The organism is Nocardia sp. CA-290969, assembly GCF_050936135.1.
GTDB lineage: Bacteria > Actinomycetota > Actinomycetes > Mycobacteriales > Mycobacteriaceae > Nocardia.
This window is the reverse complement of the sequence record NZ_JBNJNJ010000001.1, coordinates 6,087,570-6,104,659: the sequence shown is the minus strand read 5'-3', so window position 1 is coordinate 6,104,659 and position 17,090 is coordinate 6,087,570. Positions and strand designations below refer to the sequence as shown.

Annotated in this window: 15 protein-coding genes; 10 read left to right on the top strand and 5 right to left on the bottom strand. The window is 69.1% G+C overall.

What is annotated here, in order from left to right; all coding sequences use genetic code 11:
* Positions 1 to 146: 146 nt before the first annotated feature.
* Positions 147 to 848, top strand: a complete 702-nt coding sequence (locus tag ACQEVO_RS27710) for a DUF2334 domain-containing protein (protein WP_432919089.1) — start codon at positions 147 to 149, stop codon at positions 846 to 848.
* 102 nt (positions 849 to 950) lie between these two features.
* On the opposite strand, the gene ACQEVO_RS27705 is transcribed toward ACQEVO_RS27710, so the two are convergent.
* Positions 951 to 1,595 (bottom strand): MBL fold metallo-hydrolase, encoded by a 645-nt coding sequence (locus ACQEVO_RS27705; protein ID WP_432919086.1) that lies wholly within the window; start codon positions 1,593 to 1,595, stop codon positions 951 to 953.
* A 147-nt stretch (positions 1,596 to 1,742) separates the two neighbouring features.
* Between ACQEVO_RS27705 and purS the strand changes: the two genes are divergently transcribed.
* From purS to purM, 9 genes are all read left to right on the top strand, one after another.
* On the top strand, positions 1,743 to 1,979 hold the full coding sequence (gene purS, locus ACQEVO_RS27700) for a phosphoribosylformylglycinamidine synthase subunit PurS (RefSeq protein WP_280402369.1): 237 nt from the start codon (positions 1,743 to 1,745) through the stop codon (positions 1,977 to 1,979).
* Positions 1,976 to 2,653, top strand: a complete 678-nt coding sequence (gene purQ, locus ACQEVO_RS27695) for a phosphoribosylformylglycinamidine synthase subunit PurQ (protein ID WP_432919083.1) — start codon at positions 1,976 to 1,978, stop codon at positions 2,651 to 2,653. Before purS ends, purQ begins: the two co-directional genes overlap by 4 nt.
* Positions 2,654 to 2,896: 243 nt before the next feature.
* On the top strand, positions 2,897 to 4,177 hold the full coding sequence (locus ACQEVO_RS27690) for a M18 family aminopeptidase (protein WP_432919080.1): 1,281 nt from the start codon (positions 2,897 to 2,899) through the stop codon (positions 4,175 to 4,177).
* A 531-nt stretch (positions 4,178 to 4,708) separates the two neighbouring features.
* A complete protein-coding gene (gene purL, locus ACQEVO_RS27685) occupies positions 4,709 to 7,000 on the top strand; it encodes a phosphoribosylformylglycinamidine synthase subunit PurL (protein ID WP_432919077.1) in 2,292 nt (763 codons plus the stop codon).
* 76 nt (positions 7,001 to 7,076) lie between these two features.
* Positions 7,077 to 8,816, top strand: a complete 1,740-nt coding sequence (locus tag ACQEVO_RS27680) for an alpha/beta hydrolase (RefSeq protein ID WP_432919074.1) — start codon at positions 7,077 to 7,079, stop codon at positions 8,814 to 8,816.
* Positions 8,813 to 9,418 (top strand): lysostaphin resistance A-like protein, encoded by a 606-nt coding sequence (locus ACQEVO_RS27675; RefSeq protein ID WP_432919071.1) that lies wholly within the window; start codon positions 8,813 to 8,815, stop codon positions 9,416 to 9,418. The genes ACQEVO_RS27680 and ACQEVO_RS27675 overlap by 4 nt, the downstream gene beginning before the upstream one ends.
* A gap of 94 nt (positions 9,419 to 9,512) precedes the next feature.
* Positions 9,513 to 10,007, top strand: coding sequence for a WapI family immunity protein (locus tag ACQEVO_RS27670; RefSeq protein WP_432919068.1), 495 nt, complete (start codon positions 9,513 to 9,515; stop codon positions 10,005 to 10,007).
* A 360-nt stretch (positions 10,008 to 10,367) separates the two neighbouring features.
* A complete protein-coding gene (gene purF / locus ACQEVO_RS27665; protein ID WP_432919066.1) occupies positions 10,368 to 11,963 on the top strand; it encodes an amidophosphoribosyltransferase in 1,596 nt (531 codons plus the stop codon).
* A gap of 115 nt (positions 11,964 to 12,078) precedes the next feature.
* A complete protein-coding gene (gene purM, locus ACQEVO_RS27660; protein ID WP_432919062.1) occupies positions 12,079 to 13,158 on the top strand; it encodes a phosphoribosylformylglycinamidine cyclo-ligase in 1,080 nt (359 codons plus the stop codon).
* 532 nt (positions 13,159 to 13,690) lie between these two features.
* Here purM and ACQEVO_RS27655 read toward each other — a convergent pair.
* The 4 genes from ACQEVO_RS27655 to ACQEVO_RS27640 form a co-directional block, all read right to left on the bottom strand.
* Positions 13,691 to 13,897 carry a DUF3073 domain-containing protein gene (locus ACQEVO_RS27655; RefSeq protein ID WP_280402358.1) on the bottom strand — a complete coding sequence of 69 codons (207 nt, stop codon included), beginning with the start codon at positions 13,895 to 13,897 and terminating at the stop codon, positions 13,691 to 13,693.
* Between the two features lie 162 nt (positions 13,898 to 14,059).
* On the bottom strand, positions 14,060 to 15,025 hold the full coding sequence (locus tag ACQEVO_RS27650; protein ID WP_432919059.1) for an asparaginase: 966 nt from the start codon (positions 15,023 to 15,025) through the stop codon (positions 14,060 to 14,062).
* A gap of 140 nt (positions 15,026 to 15,165) precedes the next feature.
* Positions 15,166 to 15,837: an MOSC domain-containing protein gene (locus tag ACQEVO_RS27645; protein WP_432919056.1), complete on the bottom strand. Its 672-nt coding sequence runs from the start codon at positions 15,835 to 15,837 to the stop codon at positions 15,166 to 15,168.
* Positions 15,838 to 15,875: 38 nt separating this feature from the next.
* Complete coding sequence (locus ACQEVO_RS27640; protein ID WP_432919053.1) at positions 15,876 to 16,991, bottom strand: YgfZ/GcvT domain-containing protein; 1,116 nt, start codon at positions 16,989 to 16,991, stop codon at positions 15,876 to 15,878.
* Positions 16,992 to 17,090: the final 99 nt, after the last annotated feature.

The window sequence follows — 17,090 nt, the reverse complement described above, 5'->3', positions numbered from 1 at the left end:
GCGGTGTCACCGGCGGCGGTGACGCCGGATCGTGTTCCGGCGTTCGCCCAACGGACATCTGCGCTGCACGGGGTGGTCACCGGACCTGCATGTATAGGTCATCGGTATTGCATACGGCGGTCACCTGCGGCTGCCACCATCGGTACATGAACGCTGAGCTGCTCGTATCGGTATCCGGGGTCCGGGAAACCACCCGGGACGCGGCGATCGGCTTCGCCGAGGAGATGGATCAGCGCGGCGTACGGCTGTCGCTGCTGGTGGCGCCCCGCCTGAAGGGGAAGTACCGGCTCACCGACGACCCCACCACGCAGACCTGGCTGCGCGGCCGCCGCGAACGAGGGGACGCGATCGTGCTGCACGGCTACGACCAGGCGGCCACCAAGCGGCGGCGGGCCGAATTCGCGACCCTCCCCAAACACGAAGCTCTGCTGCGGCTCACCGCCGCCGACCGGGCGATGGAGCAGGTGGGTCTGCGTACCCGGCTGTTCGCGGCCCCGCGCTGGGATGCCTCCGCCGGCGCCGTCGCGGCGCTACCCGAACTGGGTTTCCGGATTTCGCTGGGACTCACCAGCATTCACGATCTGGAACGCAATACCGTGCAGAAGGCCCGGGTCTACGGCATCGGCGAGGGTTTCCGGGCCGAGCCGTGGTGGTGCCGGGCGCTGGTGCTCGGTGCGGCCCGCACCGCCCGCCGCGGCGGGGTCCTGCGGCTGGCGGTCTCGGCCGCTCAGCTCGGCCGTCCGGGACCGCGGCAGGCGATGCTGGACGCGGTCGATCTCGCGCTCTATCACGGCGCGCACAGTGCGGTGTACCGCTGGGAATCGCTCGCCGCGGTGCGCGCGGCCTGACAGTTCCGAATTCCGGTCCGTGGACACACCCGGCCGGAAGCGAAGCGGAGGACCGTCCGCCCCGAATGGCGATGTGGGGCCGGACGGTCCTCTTCGATGCGGTCAGAACTCGGTATCGGCCTCCGGCCGCAGCGTCCTGAACTCCGTTTCGTTCTTGCGCATTTCGTCGAATCGGCCGAAGTACACGCCCCAGGCCTGCTCGGCGATGATCCCGTAATGGATCGGGAACGCCACCCGCGGGGCGACCGAGCGCAGATAGTCGACCGCTTCGCTGATCTTCATCCACGGCGCCGCCGCCGGCAGGGCGAGCACATCCACCGGGGTGTAAGGCACCCACAGCGAATCACCGGGGTGGACGAATCGGGTCGGGTTCTCGGCGCTGCCGAGCTGGAAGACGGTGTTGTCGACGACCGGCAGATCGGGATGGATCACCGCGTGCCGCCCACCGCCCCCGGTGATCCGCAGCTCCCCGAGTTCGATGACGTTGCCCGCGTGCACGGCCTCCCACGAGCCGCCCTGCAGTTCGGCGGTCTGCGGATCCGACAGCAGGCGGGCGCCGGGGTTCGCCTCGAGTAGCGCCTCGATCCGGTTCGGGTCGATATGGTCGGCGTGCTGGTGGGTGACGGCGATGGCGTCCAATCCGGTGAGGCCCTCGAAACCGTGTGAGAACGCGCCGGGATCGAAGAGAACCTTCTTGCCGTGCAGTTCGACGAGTACGCAGGAGTGACCGAAATGGGCTACATGCATGGCCCCAGGCTAGTACCGCGGGCCGGTTGTCCCTCACCCGCCGCGACCGCCGGTTGCGGCGGCAATTAGGCTGCTCAGGTAACCCCATCCGCGTTCGGCCCGCAGCTGCGCCGGGCGCAGCTCACCCCTTTTCGTGAGGAGCAACCCGTGGCACGTGTCGTGGTCGAGGTGATGCCGAAGGCCGAGATCCTGGATCCCCAGGGGCAGGCCATAGCCGGCGCGCTACCGCGCCTGGGCTTCGAAGGCGTCACCGATGTCCGGCAGGGCAAGCGGTTCGAACTCGAGGTCGGCGACGATATGAGCGACGACCAGCTCGCGGCGATCGCCGAATCGCTGCTGGCCAACACCGTGATCGAGGACTGGAAGGTGGTGCGCGTCTCGTGACCGCCCGGATCGGGGTCATCACCTTCCCCGGCACGCTCGACGATGTGGACGCCGTCCGCGCCGTCCGGCTGGCCGGCGCCGACGCCGTGAACCTCTGGCACGCCGACGCCGACCTCAAAGGCGTGGACGCGGTCGTGGTCCCCGGCGGCTTCTCCTACGGTGACTACCTGCGTTGCGGTGCGATCGCCCGGTTCGCCCCCGTGATGGGCTCCGTGATCGAGGCGGCCGGTAAAGGGATGCCGGTCCTCGGTATCTGCAACGGTTTCCAGGTGCTCTGCGAGGCCGGTCTGCTCCCCGGTGCGCTCACCCGCAACGAGGGCCTGCATTTCATCTGCCGCGACCAGTGGTTGCGGGTCGAGGCCACCGATACGGCCTGGACCTCCCGCTACGAACCCGGCGCACAGATCCTGGTCCCGCTGAAATCGGGGGAGGGCCGCTACCAGGCCCCGCAGTCGGTACTCGACGAACTCGAGGGCGAGGGCCGCGTGGTCTTCCGCTACGAGGGCGACAACCCCAACGGCTCCCAGCGCGCGATTGCCGGTATCGCCTCGGCGAACAAGCGCGTCGTGGGCCTCATGCCGCACCCCGAACACGCCACCGAGGCGCTCACGGGTCCGAGTGACGACGGGCTGGGGTTGTTCCTGTCTGCCCTGGACGTGCTCGTCGGTTCCTGACTGGCGCAAGGCTTGACCCCGTGGGTTACGAGACCCCCGAACTTTCGTAACCCCGAACCCGGACGCAACCACGGCGGTGCCGAGTCTTACGAGGCCCTGAGAGGTTTTGGCCCGTCCCTGCTGTCAGTGCTCGATGCGATGCGGCGAAGCCGCGAGTGTCGAGTGCTGACAGCAGGGACTTAGGGGGCCAAAACCCGCGGCGCCGCAGGCGCCGCAAAAAAGACAGAGCATAAGGTCTTTTGCATGCCGAGTTCTGCTGTTGCGGCTTCGGCCGCCGGGCTGTGTGCCTTCATCGATGCTTCGCCGTCGCCGTTCCATGTCTGCCGGACCATCGCCGAGCGGTTGGATGCCGACGGGTTCACTCGTCTCGACGAGACCCAGACCTGGCCCACCGCCGGGGGGCGGTACTACATCGTCCGCGGAGGGTCGCTGGTGGCCTGGGCCGATCCCGCGCAGACGGGGCCGTTCCGGGTGGTGGGGGCGCATACCGACAGCCCGAATCTGCGGGTCAAACAGCATCCCGATCTGACCGTGGCGGGCTGGCAGCTGGTGCGGCTGGAGCCGTACGGCGGGGCCTGGCTGAATTCGTGGCTGGATCGGGAGCTGGGGCTTTCCGGGCGGCTCAGTGTGCGGGAAGGTAACGGGCTGGCCGAGCGGCTGGTCCGAATCGACGAGCCGATCCTGCGGGTGCCGCAGCTGGCCATCCATCTGTCCGAGGATCGGCGTGGCGTGACCCTGGACCCGCAGCGGCATGTGAACGCGATCTGGGGCGTGGGCAGCGAGCCCGCGTCGTTCCTGGATTTCGTGGCCGACGCCGCGGGCGTGGATCCGGCGGCGGTGCTGGGCTGGGAGCTGATGACCCACGATCTGGCGGCGAGCCGGGTGATCGGCGCCGGTCAGGACCTGATCAGCGCGCCGCGGCTGGACAACCAGGGCACCTGCTACGCGGGTCTGCAAGCGTTCCGGACGGCTGTGGAGAACCCGGGCGCGGCGGTCCCGGTGCTGGCCGTTTTCGATCACGAGGAGGTCGGCAGCCAATCCGACCGCGGCGCCCAATCCGAACTGCTGCCCACGGTGCTGGAACGGATCGTGCTGGCCCGTGGCGGCGGCCGCGCCGACTTCCTGGCCGCGATGGCGGGGTCGGTCTGCGCGTCCGGCGATATGGCCCACGCCACCCACCCGAACTACCCGGAGCGGCACGAACCCGCGCACGGGATCGCGATAAACGGCGGGCCGGTGCTCAAGGTCAATCAGAATCTGCGCTATGCGACCGATGCGGTCGGCGCGGGGGCGTTCGCGCTGGCCTGCGCGCAGGCGGGAGTCCCCATGCAGCGGTATGTGCATCGAGCCGATCTGCCCTGCGGGTCCACCATCGGGCCGATGACCGCCGCTCGCACCGGCATGCCGACGGTGGATATCGGCGCACCGCAGCTGGCGATGCATTCGGCGCGCGAAATGATGGGCGCCGCCGACATCGTCAGTTACGCCGCCGCACTGGCGGCCTTCCTTGCACCCGAGGTGTGATCGCGGCACCCGGGGACTGATCGCGCGCAGGACCGAGCCGCCGACCGTCGCGTGCGGTGCTGATATTCGGCACCTCACGGTGTCGCCGGCGAGCAGTCGGGCTTCGCCGGCAGCCATGAGCCCGGGCGAGCGGGTTCGCCCCCCGGCCTGCTGTGGGTTCATGGCACGGTCGCGTCTGTCGGGTGCCCGGGTCGGTCGGCGAAGGCTTTCCGCAGCCCGCCCCGTGCCGGTTCGCGCCGAACACGGCTGTGTCCTCCGCCCGGATAAAGCCGACCGGCGGTAACCGGTCCGGCTGCCGCGGTCGTTGTCCGGATGGGGCCGGGGGCGTGCGCGGCGCAGGTGAACGTAAGATTCGTGCTGGATCAAACCTGTCGGGGCCCCGCCGTCGAGGCCCTGTGTTCCGGCCCCACCCGTGTTCTCGATCTCCCGCGGCGTCCGACGCGAACAGTCGGCCGTGGGACCGGCTACGCGGCCCGGGCCGGGACCCGCGCGCGCCGGCGCGCCCACCTACGAAAGGATCCTGGTAATCCCGTGACAGCGCAGGTCGATACCGTCGCCACCGCCGCCGCAACCCCGGATACGCCGCAGCCGTACGCCGAGCTCGGCCTCAAGGACGACGAATACGCCCGGATCCGGGACATTCTGGGCCGCCGGCCCACCGACGCCGAACTGGCCATGTACTCGGTGATGTGGAGCGAGCACTGCTCCTACAAGTCCTCGAAGGTGCATCTGCGCTACTTCGGGGAGACCACCACCGACGAGATGCGTGCCTCGATGCTCGCGGGTATCGGTGAGAACGCGGGTGTCGTCGATATCGGCGACGGCTGGGCGGTCACCTTCAAGGTGGAGAGCCACAACCATCCGTCCTATGTCGAGCCGTATCAGGGCGCGGCCACGGGTGTCGGCGGTATCGTCCGCGACATCATGGCCATGGGCGCGCGACCCATCGCGGTCATGGATCAACTCCGGTTCGGCGCCGCGGACGCCGCGGATACCCGCCGGGTCGTCGACGGTGTGGTGCGCGGTGTCGGCGGGTACGGCAATTCGCTGGGCCTGCCGAATATCGGCGGCGAAACCGTTTTCGATGCCTCCTACCAGGGCAATCCGCTGGTGAACGCGCTGTGTGCCGGTGTCATGCGGGTGGAGGATCTGCATCTGGCGTTCGCCTCCGGCGCCGGTAACAAGATCATTCTGTTCGGCGCGCGGACCGGTCTCGACGGGATCGGTGGCGTTTCGGTGCTCGCCTCGGACACCTTCTCCGGCGACGAGTCCGGCACCGGCCGCAAGAAGCTGCCGAGCGTGCAGGTGGGCGACCCGTTCACCGAGAAGGTCCTCATCGAATGCTGTCTGGAGCTGTACCACGCCGGGCTGGTCGTGGGTATCCAGGATCTCGGCGGTGCCGGGCTGTCCTGCGCGACCTCCGAACTCGCCGCCGCCGGCGACGGCGGGATGCGCATCGAACTGGACCGGGTCCCGCTGCGGGCGGCCGATATGACCCCGGCCGAGGTCCTGTCCAGCGAATCGCAGGAACGGATGTGCGCGGTCGTCACCCCGGAGAACGTCGACGCGTTCCTGGCGGTCTGCGCCAAATGGGATGTGCTGGCCACGGTGATCGGTGAGGTCACCGACGGGGAACGGCTCGAGGTCACCTGGCACGGGGAAACCGTGGTGGATGTGCCGCCGCGCACCGTCGCGCACGAGGGCCCGGTCTACGAGCGCCCCGTCCGGCGCCCGGCCACCCAGGACGCGCTCAACGCCGACACCCCGGACAACCTGCCCCGCCCGAAAACCGCCGAGGAACTGCGCGACACCCTGCTGAAGATGGTGGCCAGCCCGCAACTGTGCAGCCGCCGCTGGATCACCGAACAGTACGACCGCTATGTGCGCGGTAACACCGTCCTCGCCGAATACGCCGACGCCGGCATGATCCGGGTGGACGAGGAAACCAACCGCGGTATCGCGCTGGCCACCGACGCCAACGGCCACTACACCAAACTCGACCCCTACACCGGGGCGCGGCTGGCGCTGGCCGAGGCGTACCGCAATGTCGCCACCACCGGTGCCACCCCGAAGGCCGTCACCAACTGCCTCAACTTCGGGTCCCCGGAGGATCCGGGCGTGATGTGGCAGTTCCAGCAGGCCGTCCGCGGGCTCGCCGACGGCTGTGTGGAACTCGGTATCCCGGTCACCGGCGGCAACGTGAGCTTCTACAACCAGACCGGGGAGAACGCGATCCTGCCGACCCCGGTCGTGGGTGTGCTCGGCGTGATCGACGATGTGCACCGCCGCATCCCGACCGGCCTCGGCCTGGAACCGGGGGAGACCCTCATCCTGCTGGGCGACACCCGTGACGAATTCGGTGGTTCGGTGTGGGCGCAGGTCGCGCACGGGCATCTCGGCGGGCTGCCGCCGCAGGTCGATCTGGCGCGCGAGAAACTGCTGGCCGAGGTGCTGACGGCCGGTTCCCGTGACGGCATGATCAGTGCCGCCCACGACCTCTCCGAGGGCGGTCTGGCCCAGGCCGTCGTCGAGGCCGCGCTGGCCGGCGAAACCGGCTGCCGGGTACTGCTGCCCGAGGACGCCGATCCGTTCGTCATGCTGTTCTCCGAGTCCGCGGGCCGGGTGCTGGTCGCGGTGCCGCGCTCGGAGGAGACCCGGTTCACCCGGATGTGCACCGCGCGCGAACTGCCGTGGGTCCGGATCGGTGTGGTGGACCAGGGCGCGGATTCGATCGAGGTGCAGGGCCAGTTCTCGGTGACCATGGCCGATCTGCGGGCCGCGCACGAGGGCACGCTGCCCGCCCTTTTCGGCGGGCACGCCTGAGCCCGGGGCGGGCGTGCCACGCCGGTGGTGACCCGAGCCACCCGCCGGTGTCGGCTCCGCCCGCCATACTGGATGGGTGCTGGAAACCGCGGACACAGTGACCAGATTGCGGTCGCGCTGTATCGCGGTGATCGAACGCACCGAGCGCATCATCGACCTGAACTATGTGGGGCTGGTGGTCGCGACGGTGTTCTTCGCCCTGTCGGTCACGCCGTCGTTGCTCCCGCGCGACTGGATGTTCCAGGGCCTGATCAGCGGTATCAACGCGGCCATCGGCTACGGGGTGGGTTGCCTGCTGGAATGGCTTTTCCGGTTGTGGATCCGGCCGCGGCTCAGCCGGATTCCCCGCCCGCCCACGTGGACCAGGTACGCGCTGAAATCCGCGGTGCTGCTCAGTGCGGCGCTGAGCGCCGGTTACATGCTGGTGCAGTCCGCGCACTGGCAGCGCGAGATCGCCGCGTTGATGGGAATGGAAGGCACCACCACGCCGGCGTATCTGCGTACCGGCGGCCTGAGTCTCACCATCGGGGTCCTGGTGGTGGCGGGCTATCGCACGGTGCGCGAAATCATCCTGTTCTTCGCCCGGCAGCTCAATCGCTGGGTGCGGATACCGCGGGAACTGGCACCCGCGGCCGGAGCGCTGGTATTGGTGCTGCTGGTGGTCACCGTGTTCAACGGCGTCGCGACCCGCGCCTTCTTCGCGGTGGCCAACTCCGCGTTCAGCGTCCGCAACCACCACACCTCCGAATACGCCGTGCCACCGCGGCTACCGGAACGCTCCGGTAGCCCGGATTCGCTGGCGGCCTGGGACACCCTGGGCTTCGAGGGCCGATGGTTCGTCTCACACGGTCCGAGCGCGCAGCGGATCTCCTGGGTCACCGGCCGGCCGGCGCGCGAACCGATCCGCGCCTACGTCGGGCTCGAATCCGTCGCGGGTACCGGCCGCAGCCAGGCCGACCTCGCCGTCGCGGAACTGGAGCGGACCGGTGCCTTCGACCGTGCGGTGCTGGTCGTGGTCACCACCACCGGCACCGGCTGGGTGAATTCCATGGCGGCCAACTCGATCGAGTACATGTACGGCGGCGACACCGCGATCGTGGCCACCCAGTACTCGTATCTGCCCAGCGCACTGTCCTTCCTGGCCGACCGCGGCAAGGCCGCCGTAGCGGGCCGCGAACTGTTCGACGCGGTGTACGCCCGCACCCGCACCCGCGCACCCGAGGACCGGCCGAAACTGCTGGTGTACGGGGAAAGCCTCGGTTCGCAGGGGTCGGAAGCCGCGTTCGACGGGCTGGCGGATCTCCGGGCGAAGGTGGACGGCGCACTGTGGGTGGGGCCGCCCAACTCCAACCGCCTGTGGCAGCAGTTCGTCAGCCGGCGCGACCCGGGATCGCCGGAAACCCGGCCGGTGTACGCCGACGGCCTGGTGATCCGATTCGCGGGCCGATCCGCCGATCTGGCCGCCCCCGGGCCCGAATGGCGAGACCCGCGGATCGCCTATCTCCAACACCCCTCCGACCCGATCGTCTGGTGGTCGCCGGATCTCGTACTCACCCGGCCGGATTGGTTGTCCGAACCGCGCGGCGTGGATGTCTCCCCGCGGATGCGCTGGGCGCCGCTGGTCACCTTCTGGCAGGTCACCGCGGATCTGACGAATGCGCAGGGGGTCCGCGACGGGCACGGGCATCGATACGGCAGCCTGGTCATGGATGCCTGGGCCGCGGTCACCCACCCACCGGACTGGAACCCCGATCTCGCGGAACGGATCCGGTTGGAGATCGAGGCCTACGAGGCCTATGAGCGTGAGGTGAAATGAGGCCCCGGGTCGTCGCCGCGGTGGTCGCACCACTGTTGTGGAACAACTGGCTGCTTCCCCGCCTCGCGCTGAACCGGCGCGGGCGCACCGCCGCCGGTGCCCTCGCGGCCACCGGATACGCGTTTGCCTTCGGCGGCCGCCCGAACTGGCTCTCCGGGCGCGGGATCCAGGTCGGTCTCGGCTGTGCCGCGGTGGTGGGTGCCGGGTTCGCGGCGGCGTCGGCGATACCTGCCGTGCGCGGCTCGCTCGCCGGTGCCGGGGATCGCGCGGCGGATGTGAGCACGCTGGAGTGGATAGCGGTGCATATACCGCTGGGCACCGTCTACACCGAGGAACTCGTCTTCCGTGCGACGCTGGACCCGCTGCTGGACAAGGAATTCGGTAGCGTGGCCGGCACTGTCCTCGGCGGTGCTGCCTTCGGGCTGTGGCATATCCATCCCGCGCGCGCCGCGGGTGACGGGGTCGTCGCGACAGTGGCCTTCACCGGTTCCGCAGGAATGGTTTTCGGCACGCTGCGGCGTCGGACAGGTAGCGCCACCGCACCTGCGCTGCTGCACTGCGCCCTGAACACGGGCGGTGCCCTGCTCGCACGCCACAGCTGAGCGACGGCCGGCGGGCCGCGCCCGAAATACACTGGGGCGTATCGGCGACCGCCTCCACTATGCGTGGACGTCCCGATAGTGACACACTTCGCCGGTGAGGTTGATCGACAGCGACGGATACGGTGTGGAGCTCTCTGTTGCCGGATATCAGTTTCCGGACCATATCGATCCGCGAATCCGGTACAGCTGGCTGATAATCGCCGGTACCGCGAACTGCCCCGAAGGCAACTGGTCGTTCCGCTGGCAGGCATTGACGCTCGACGATGCGGTCGAGCTGGCCGAATGGCTGCGGCGTATCGCGGCCGAAGCGCAACCGTCCGGTGAGCCGCCACCGGGCCCGGCCCGGCTGGAGTTCACCGAACCCAATCTGAGCTTCACCGCGATGCCCGCAGCCGGCGTGGTGGAACTACAGATCGGCTTGGATCTCGAATTCTCACCACCGTGGAACCGCCGTACCGAGGCCGGGAAGCCGGCCGTCGTCACGGCGCGGCTCGCGCCGGACGATCTCGCGACGGCGGCCAAGGATCTCGGCACGGAAGTGGACAGCTATCTGCCGCCCGGTGGCCGCCTGCTCGGCCGCGTCCGCTGATCCGCGGTAGGGGATTGCGCCGCGAGTGCCGGCCCGGGTGATATCGCCCACGTTGCGCCGGCCCGCCCGTGCGCCGTATGGACGGCTCGGCCCGGGAGCGTGGACAGACGTGGCCTCGGCGGGTGACGGCGGCGCGCGGCTTGGCTCGGTCGTGCACTGTTTTCGCAGGTGAAGGCCGGGTTAACTGAGTGCGACGGTTTGCTGGGATTCGTTTGCCCGGACACGGTGCGAGATTGCCGCGACCGGAATCCTTCCGCTCCGACCGCGCTTGCTGCCGTGGTGCTGATCCGCTGCCACCCCTGGGCCGGGCACCCGTAGAATGTCGAGTGCCCCCACACCCGCCCGACCAGGGAGCGCACGGTGACCCTCGCCGACCGATCGGCCCTCAGCAATCCCACCGCAACCGAGGAGACGGAGAACCCGCCTCGCGAGGAATGCGGAGTCTTCGGAGTCTGGGCTCCGGGGGAGGATGTGGCCAAACTCACCTACTACGGCCTGTATGCGCTGCAGCATCGCGGGCAGGAGGCGGCGGGTATCGCGGTCTCCGACGGTTCCCAGGTACTGGTTTTCAAGGATCTCGGCCTGGTGAGCCAGGTTTTCGACGAGCAAACCCTCGCCGCCATGCCCGGTCACGTCGCCATCGGGCACTGCCGGTACTCCACGACCGGCGCCACCACCTGGGAGAACGCCCAGCCGATCTTCCGTACCACGGCCGTCGGATCGGGTCTCGCGCTCGGTCACAACGGCAATCTCGTGAACACGGCCGAATTGGCCGATCGGGCGCGGGAATTGGGTCTGGTCGGTGGCCCCGGCCGCCCCGGCGCCGTCTCGGCGACCTCGGATTCCGATGTGATGACCGCCCTGCTCGCCCACGCGGCCGCGGATACGAGTATCGAACAGGCGGCCATGGCGCTGCTGCCCACCGTGCGCGGCGCCTTCTGTCTGACCTTCATGGACGAGCACACCCTCTACGCCGCCCGCGACCCGCACGGAGTGCGCCCGCTGGTGCTGGGCCGGTTGGAGCGCGGCTGGGTGGTCGCCAGCGAAACCGCCGCCCTCGATATCGTCGGCGCCTCCTTCGTCCGCGAAATCGAACCCGGTGAACTGCTCGCCATCGACGCCGACGGCGTCCGGTCGCTGCGATTCGCCAACCCCGAACCCAAGGGCTGCGTTTTCGAATACGTGTACCTGGCCCGCCCGGACAGCACCATCTCCGGCCGCTCGGTTCACGCGACCCGGGTCGAAATCGGCCGCCGATTGGCCGGCGAACACCCGGTCGAGGCCGATCTGGTGATCCCGGTCCCCGAATCCGGTACCCCGGCCGCCGTGGGTTACGCCCAGGGGTCCGGTGTGCCCTACGGCCAGGGCTTGATGAAGAACGCCTATGTGGGCCGCACCTTCATCCAGCCCAGCCAGACCATCCGCCAACTCGGCATCCGCCTCAAACTCAACCCGTTGCGCGAGGTGATCCGCGGTAAACGGTTGATCGTGGTCGACGATTCCATCGTCCGCGGCAACACTCAGCGGGCGCTGATCCGGATGCTGCGCGAAGCGGGGGCGCTGGAAATCCATGTGCGCATCGCCTCGCCGCCGGTGAAATGGCCGTGCTTCTACGGGATCGACTTCGCCTCCCGCGCCGAACTCATCGCCAACAACGCCGGTACCGACCCGGACGGCCCTGCCGGTATGCCGGTCGACCCCGCCGCCATGCGCGACATGGTGGAGGGCGTCCGCCGCTCCATCGGCGCCGACACTCTCGGCTACATCTCGCTCGACGGGATGATCGCGGCCACCGAACAGCCCAGCTCCCGCCTGTGTGCGGCCTGCTTCGACGGCCAGTATCCGATTCCGCTGCCCACCGAAGCGGCCATCGGTAAGAATCTGCTCGAGTTCGGCAGCCGCCCCCCGAGCCTGCTCACCGACAACGCCAACGCCAGCGCCCTCAGCCGGCCGTAAGGCCGATCCGGCGGGGCGGAAGCAAAAAGAGGGCCGCGGCCCCGCGCGCCGGAGCCGCGCCATAGACTCAGACCAGGCAATTATCCGCGGATTCGGTTTGGAGCTTCCCCCGACAATGACTGAGCAGAACGCTACCGGCGCCGGTGCCTCCTATGCCGAAGCAGGCGTGGATATCGAGGCCGGTGATCGGGCCGTCGAGTTGTTCGCCCCGCTGGCGCGGAAGGCCACTCGCCCCGAGGTGCAGGGCGGGCTCGGTGGTTTCGCCGGACTGTTCGCGCTGAAGAAGAGTTACCGGGAGCCGCTGCTCGCCTCCTCCACCGACGGTGTCGGTACCAAGATCGCCGTCGCGCAGGCCATGGACAAGCACGACACGGTGGGCCTGGACCTGGTGGCGATGGTCGTCGACGATCTGGTGGTGTGCGGCGCCGAACCGCTGTTCCTGCAGGACTACATCGCGGTCGGGAAAGTGGTGCCGGAGCGGGTCGCCGAACTCGTTTCCGGTATCGCCGAAGGATGTGTGCGCGCCGGTTGCGCCCTGCTCGGCGGTGAGACCGCCGAACATCCGGGGATGATGGGCGCTCAGGATTACGATCTGTCGGCTACCGGTGTCGGTGTGGTCGAAGCCGACGAACTGCTCGGGCCCGATCGGGTGCGCCCGGGCGATGTGGTGATCGCCATGGGGTCCTCCGGGCTGCATTCCAACGGTTACAGCCTGGCGCGAAAGGTGCTGTTGGAGATCGACCGGATGGCACTGACCGGGCATGTGGAGGAATTCGGCCGCACCCTCGGCGAGGAACTGCTGGAGCCGACCCGGATCTACGCCAAGGACTGCCTGGCCCTCATCGCCGAAACCGACGTCCGCACGTTCGCGCATATCACCGGTGGTGGTCTGGCGGCGAACCTGGCAAGGGTGCTGCCAACCGGCCTGGTGGCCGAGCTGGACCGCGGATCGTGGAGCCCGGCACCGGTGTTCAAACTCATCGCGCAGCGTGGCCGGGTGGATCGCGCCGAGATGGAGAAGACGTTCAATATGGGCGTCGGGATGGTCGCGGTGGTGGCCCCGGAGGATGTGGACCGGGCGCTGGCGGTGCTCACCGCACGTCATATCGAATGCTGGACGCTCGGCTCGGTGAAGAAGGCCAAGGACGCCGATTCGCCGCGCGCGCTCCTGCTCGGTGACCACCCGCGTTTCTGAGCCGTAGATTTCGCGTCGCCGCAGGCGGGAGATCGCCGGACTACGTCAGCTCAGGTCTCCCGCCTCCATCATCTGCTCGGGCTCCGGCCACGGATCGTGGCGGACTACCTCGACGCTGTCTACAGAGAAGGGGTTTGCCTTCCGGAGCCCGGCAGGTGATCGGTCTGTCGTGCCTGAACAGTCATTGCCGCCGAACATGGTGCGTGACGGCCGTATTCAGGTGTACGACCGGTACCAGTCGTGCCTGCGGCTGCGTGACATCCCGGACCGGGCGGTCGTGCCGCCGGTTCGAAGGGATTCCCAACCGGTCGTCCACGAGCCGGGGACGAGAGAAGGCAGATATAAACGCTGAACCGGCGACCCGAGAACGGGCCGCCTGTTCACCGTGTAGCGAGCCGACGCTACCGGCAGATGCCGTTGGGGCCACCTCGCCGGTTCACGTCATCCACCGCCCGGTTATCCGGCGGGGAACGGCGCGAACCGGCGTTTACGGCCGAAGGGGAGGCTTACGGCCTCCCCGAGCGGTATCTGATCAGCGGCGCCAGCTGTCGTAGTCGTCATCCTCGTCCCATTTGGACAAGTTGTCCGCGTCGTGCTCATCCGACAGGACGCCGCCACGCCGGGCGTTGTCACTACCGGAAAGCTCGCGCTGAAGGCTCGCCAAGTCAGTCGTCGGCGAGCTGTACTTCAGCTCGCGAGCGACCTTGGTCTGCTTTGCCTTAGCCCGGCCACGGCCCATGGCTGACCCCCTCGCGTCACAGCGGGGCGGCCTGGGGATTGGTGGCGGCCCCGTTCCAATTAATATCTTCCTGACAGACACTTTAGCGCGTGTCCGGCCGTCGCGCTTCCACGAGTTGCCTATCGGCCGGATCGACCGACCGGTTTGCCGATGTTCCGCCGCTCAGTTGCCCGCCGAAACGACCTCGGGTATGGCGCGTATCACACCCACGCGGTGGCCTCCGCCGAGTACCGGCGGGGCGGCCAGTTCGGCCAACTCGGCCGACCACGCGACCCCCATACGTTGCAGAACCGCCATGGTCAGCGGCATTCTGGCGCGATCCGCCCCGTCGTCGATCTTGTAGGCGAAGGCGCGGCCGTCGGGCAGTGCGCCCGCGTGCACACCGTCGGCGCCGATCTTGCAGAGCAGCCCGGGGACAGCGCGCATGGCCAGCAGATCCGGGCCGTTGGTGCCGGAAATCACCCACGGTTGGCCGCGCAGCGCGTCGGCGATCCGGCGTTCCGGGGTGTCCGGTCCGGCACCGGCCAGGGCCGCGAAGGCGCGGGCCAGGTTCACCAGCGCGACCGGGACGATGGGCAGGCCGCAGCCGTCTATGCCGAGATCGGTTTCCGGTTCACCGGTCAGCGCGATCACCTGGGCGGTGACGGCCCGTTGCAGCGGATGGCCGGGATCGGTGTAGCCGTCGGTGGGCCAGCCGTTCACCGCGCAGGTGGCCAGCATGGCGGCGTGCTTGCCGGAGCAGTTCATATATCGCTTGCCGGGGCCCTCGCCGCGGTGGATCACCCCGGCCCGGGTCTGCTCGTCCATCGGCAGATCGGGCGGGCAGGCCAGATCGGCTTCGCCGAACCCGTAGCGGTGCAGCAGGCGTTCGACCAGCCGGATATGTTCCGGCTCACCGAAGTGCGAGGCGGCGGCAATGGCGAGTTCGGCCTCGTCGACCGGATCGAAACCGAGTTTCAGCAGGGTCAGCGCCTGCAGCGGTTTGTTGGTGGACCGCGGGTAGATCGGGACATGGACCGATCCGGCCTCGAACGTCGGTTCACCGTCCGATCCGACGATCACCACCGACCCACGGTGCACGCACTCCCGGAAACCGGAGCGCACCACCTCCACCAGATCGACACTCATACTTTGCGGCATGGGCGGGGGCCCTGCGTGGTGACGCTGCGCTGCCTCCTCCGGGCCCGACCCGCTCATGCTGTGCTGTTGCGGCATGGGCGGGGGCCCTACGTGGTGACGCTGCGCTGCCTCCTCCGGGCCTGACCCGCTCATGCCGGCTCCGCCGCGGTGGCGTTGCCGCGTTTCGCGTGCCGGGCGATCTGGACGCGTACCTGGTCGCAGACGGTGGGCTCGGTGGCGAGCAGGAGGTCCAGCCGGGTCGGGTCCGCGCCGGTGAAGACATCGCGGACGGTGACGCCGTGCTCGGGGACGTACACCACCTCCACTCGGTCGCCGGCGCCCACGCTGCCTTCGGTGAGCACCCGGAAGTAGCAACCGGTATTCGCGCGGTGGGTGAACCGGCGCACCCACTGCGGTTCGCCCGCCCAGTGACCGAAGGTCGCACACGGCACGCGGGGCGCGCTGACCTCGAACTCCGCCTCGCCGACGGTGCAGCGTGCGCCGATGACGGCATCGCTGAGCGGAAGCCCTTCGATCCGCAGATTCTCGCCGAACCAGCCGACCGGCAGTGTCCGGCCGAGTTCGGCGGCCCAGTCCGCCGCGTCGTCGTCGGCGTAACCGTAGACGGCCTGGTGCACACCGCCGTGGTCGCGCGTATTGCAGACGTGGTCGCCGTCGAGGCCGAGCCGTCCGGCCCGGACCCGGCCGGCGACCGGGCGTTTGTCGATGGCGCTGCGGCCGACGCGGCCCGGAACCGTCAGTTCGGCGTGTACGACGCACACGGCCAGTACCCGGCCGGTGTCCCCAACTCGCATCGGCATCCCTCTCGGATCGTTGTGCTCGCGATCTAGCGGACGGATCAGCGGCCGCGCAGCCGTTCGATGGCCTGGCGGCCGGGCTGGGGGCTGTCGTCGGCGATCACCGAATCGGGGTCGATCGCGGCCGCCGCGGAGCCCGCGGTGAGTTCGGTATCGGCCGGGATATTGCGTTTGATCAGAGCGAGCGCGATGGGCCCGAGTTCGTAGTGGTCGACCACGGTGCCGAGGACGCCGACGGCCCGGCCGCCCGCGGTGATCGGATCGCCGGGCGCCGGGCGCTCATCGGCGGAGCCGTCCAGATGCAGCAGCACCAGGCGGCGCGGTGGTTTGCCGAGATTGTGCACGCGGGCCACGGTTTCCTGGCCGCGGTAGCACCCCTTGTTCAGGTGTACAGCGCCGTATTCGGCCGGCCCGCCGATCCAGTTCACCTCGTGCGGAATGGTCCGGTCGTCGGTGTCCACGCCGATCCGGGGCCGGCAGGCGGCGACCCGCAGCGCCTCGTACGCCCAGGAACCGGCCGGTTGCGCACCGGCGGCGGTGAGCTCGTTCCAGCGCGACATCAACTGGTCGCGCGGGATGACGAGATCGAAGGACTCCGCGGTGGGCCAGGGCATGCGGCGCAGGAACCCGCCGTCCGGCAGGGGGAGCGCCTCATACGTTTCGGGCAGCCGGTCCAGGCCCAGGGCGGACGCCGCGCCGTGCGATCCGGGGCCGAGCAGGCTCAACACCGCGTAGTCCGGCTCCGGCCGCGGCTGTGCATCCGCCCAGAACACCATCTTGGTGAGGAAATCCAGGAGCGCCGGGCCCCGTTCGGCTTCGGTGTCGATCCACACCGTGCCCGCGAGTTCGGTGAGCACGAAATGATGCTGCACCCGGCCGTTGAGATCGAGGTCGAGATTCTCCGCGCTGTGCCCGTCGGCCAGCTCGGCGATGTGCTGGCTGGTGACGGTATGCAACCAGGTCAGCCGCTCGGCGCCGGCGATGGAGAGGACGAATCGGTGGGACCGGTCCACGATGGCGAACCGCTCGCTCGCGGCGCGCTGTTCGCCGAGTGGATCACCGTAATGCCACGGCACTGCGGCGTCCGGGGATCCGGGCACAGCGGCGACGGCTCCCGGTACAGCGAGGACAGGACTGGGTGCGACGACCACGGACACGGCTTCCACTCTAGGAGCTGACGGCGCCGGCGCGCACCGTCGGGGTGTCAACCAGCGGTTTCGGGTGGGTCGCGGTCCGGATGCGCGGGGGTACCAGCA

Excerpts from the sequence above, each read along its gene's own strand:
- ACQEVO_RS27690 (WP_432919080.1), top strand. The coding sequence starts at position 2,897 with ATGCCGAGTTCTGCTGTTGCGGCTTCGGCCGCCGGGCTGTGTGCCTTC.
- ACQEVO_RS27650 (WP_432919059.1), bottom strand. The coding sequence starts at position 15,025 with ATGAGTGTCGATCTGGTGGAGGTGGTGCGCTCCGGTTTCCGGGAGTGC.
- ACQEVO_RS27705 (WP_432919086.1), bottom strand. The coding sequence starts at position 1,595 with ATGCATGTAGCCCATTTCGGTCACTCCTGCGTACTCGTCGAACTGCAC.
- ACQEVO_RS27710 (WP_432919089.1), top strand. The coding sequence starts at position 147 with ATGAACGCTGAGCTGCTCGTATCGGTATCCGGGGTCCGGGAAACCACC.
- purM (WP_432919062.1), top strand. The coding sequence starts at position 12,079 with ATGACTGAGCAGAACGCTACCGGCGCCGGTGCCTCCTATGCCGAAGCA.
- ACQEVO_RS27675 (WP_432919071.1), top strand. The coding sequence starts at position 8,813 with ATGAGGCCCCGGGTCGTCGCCGCGGTGGTCGCACCACTGTTGTGGAAC.
- ACQEVO_RS27645 (WP_432919056.1), bottom strand. The coding sequence starts at position 15,837 with ATGCCGATGCGAGTTGGGGACACCGGCCGGGTACTGGCCGTGTGCGTC.
- ACQEVO_RS27655 (WP_280402358.1), bottom strand. The coding sequence starts at position 13,897 with ATGGGCCGTGGCCGGGCTAAGGCAAAGCAGACCAAGGTCGCTCGCGAG.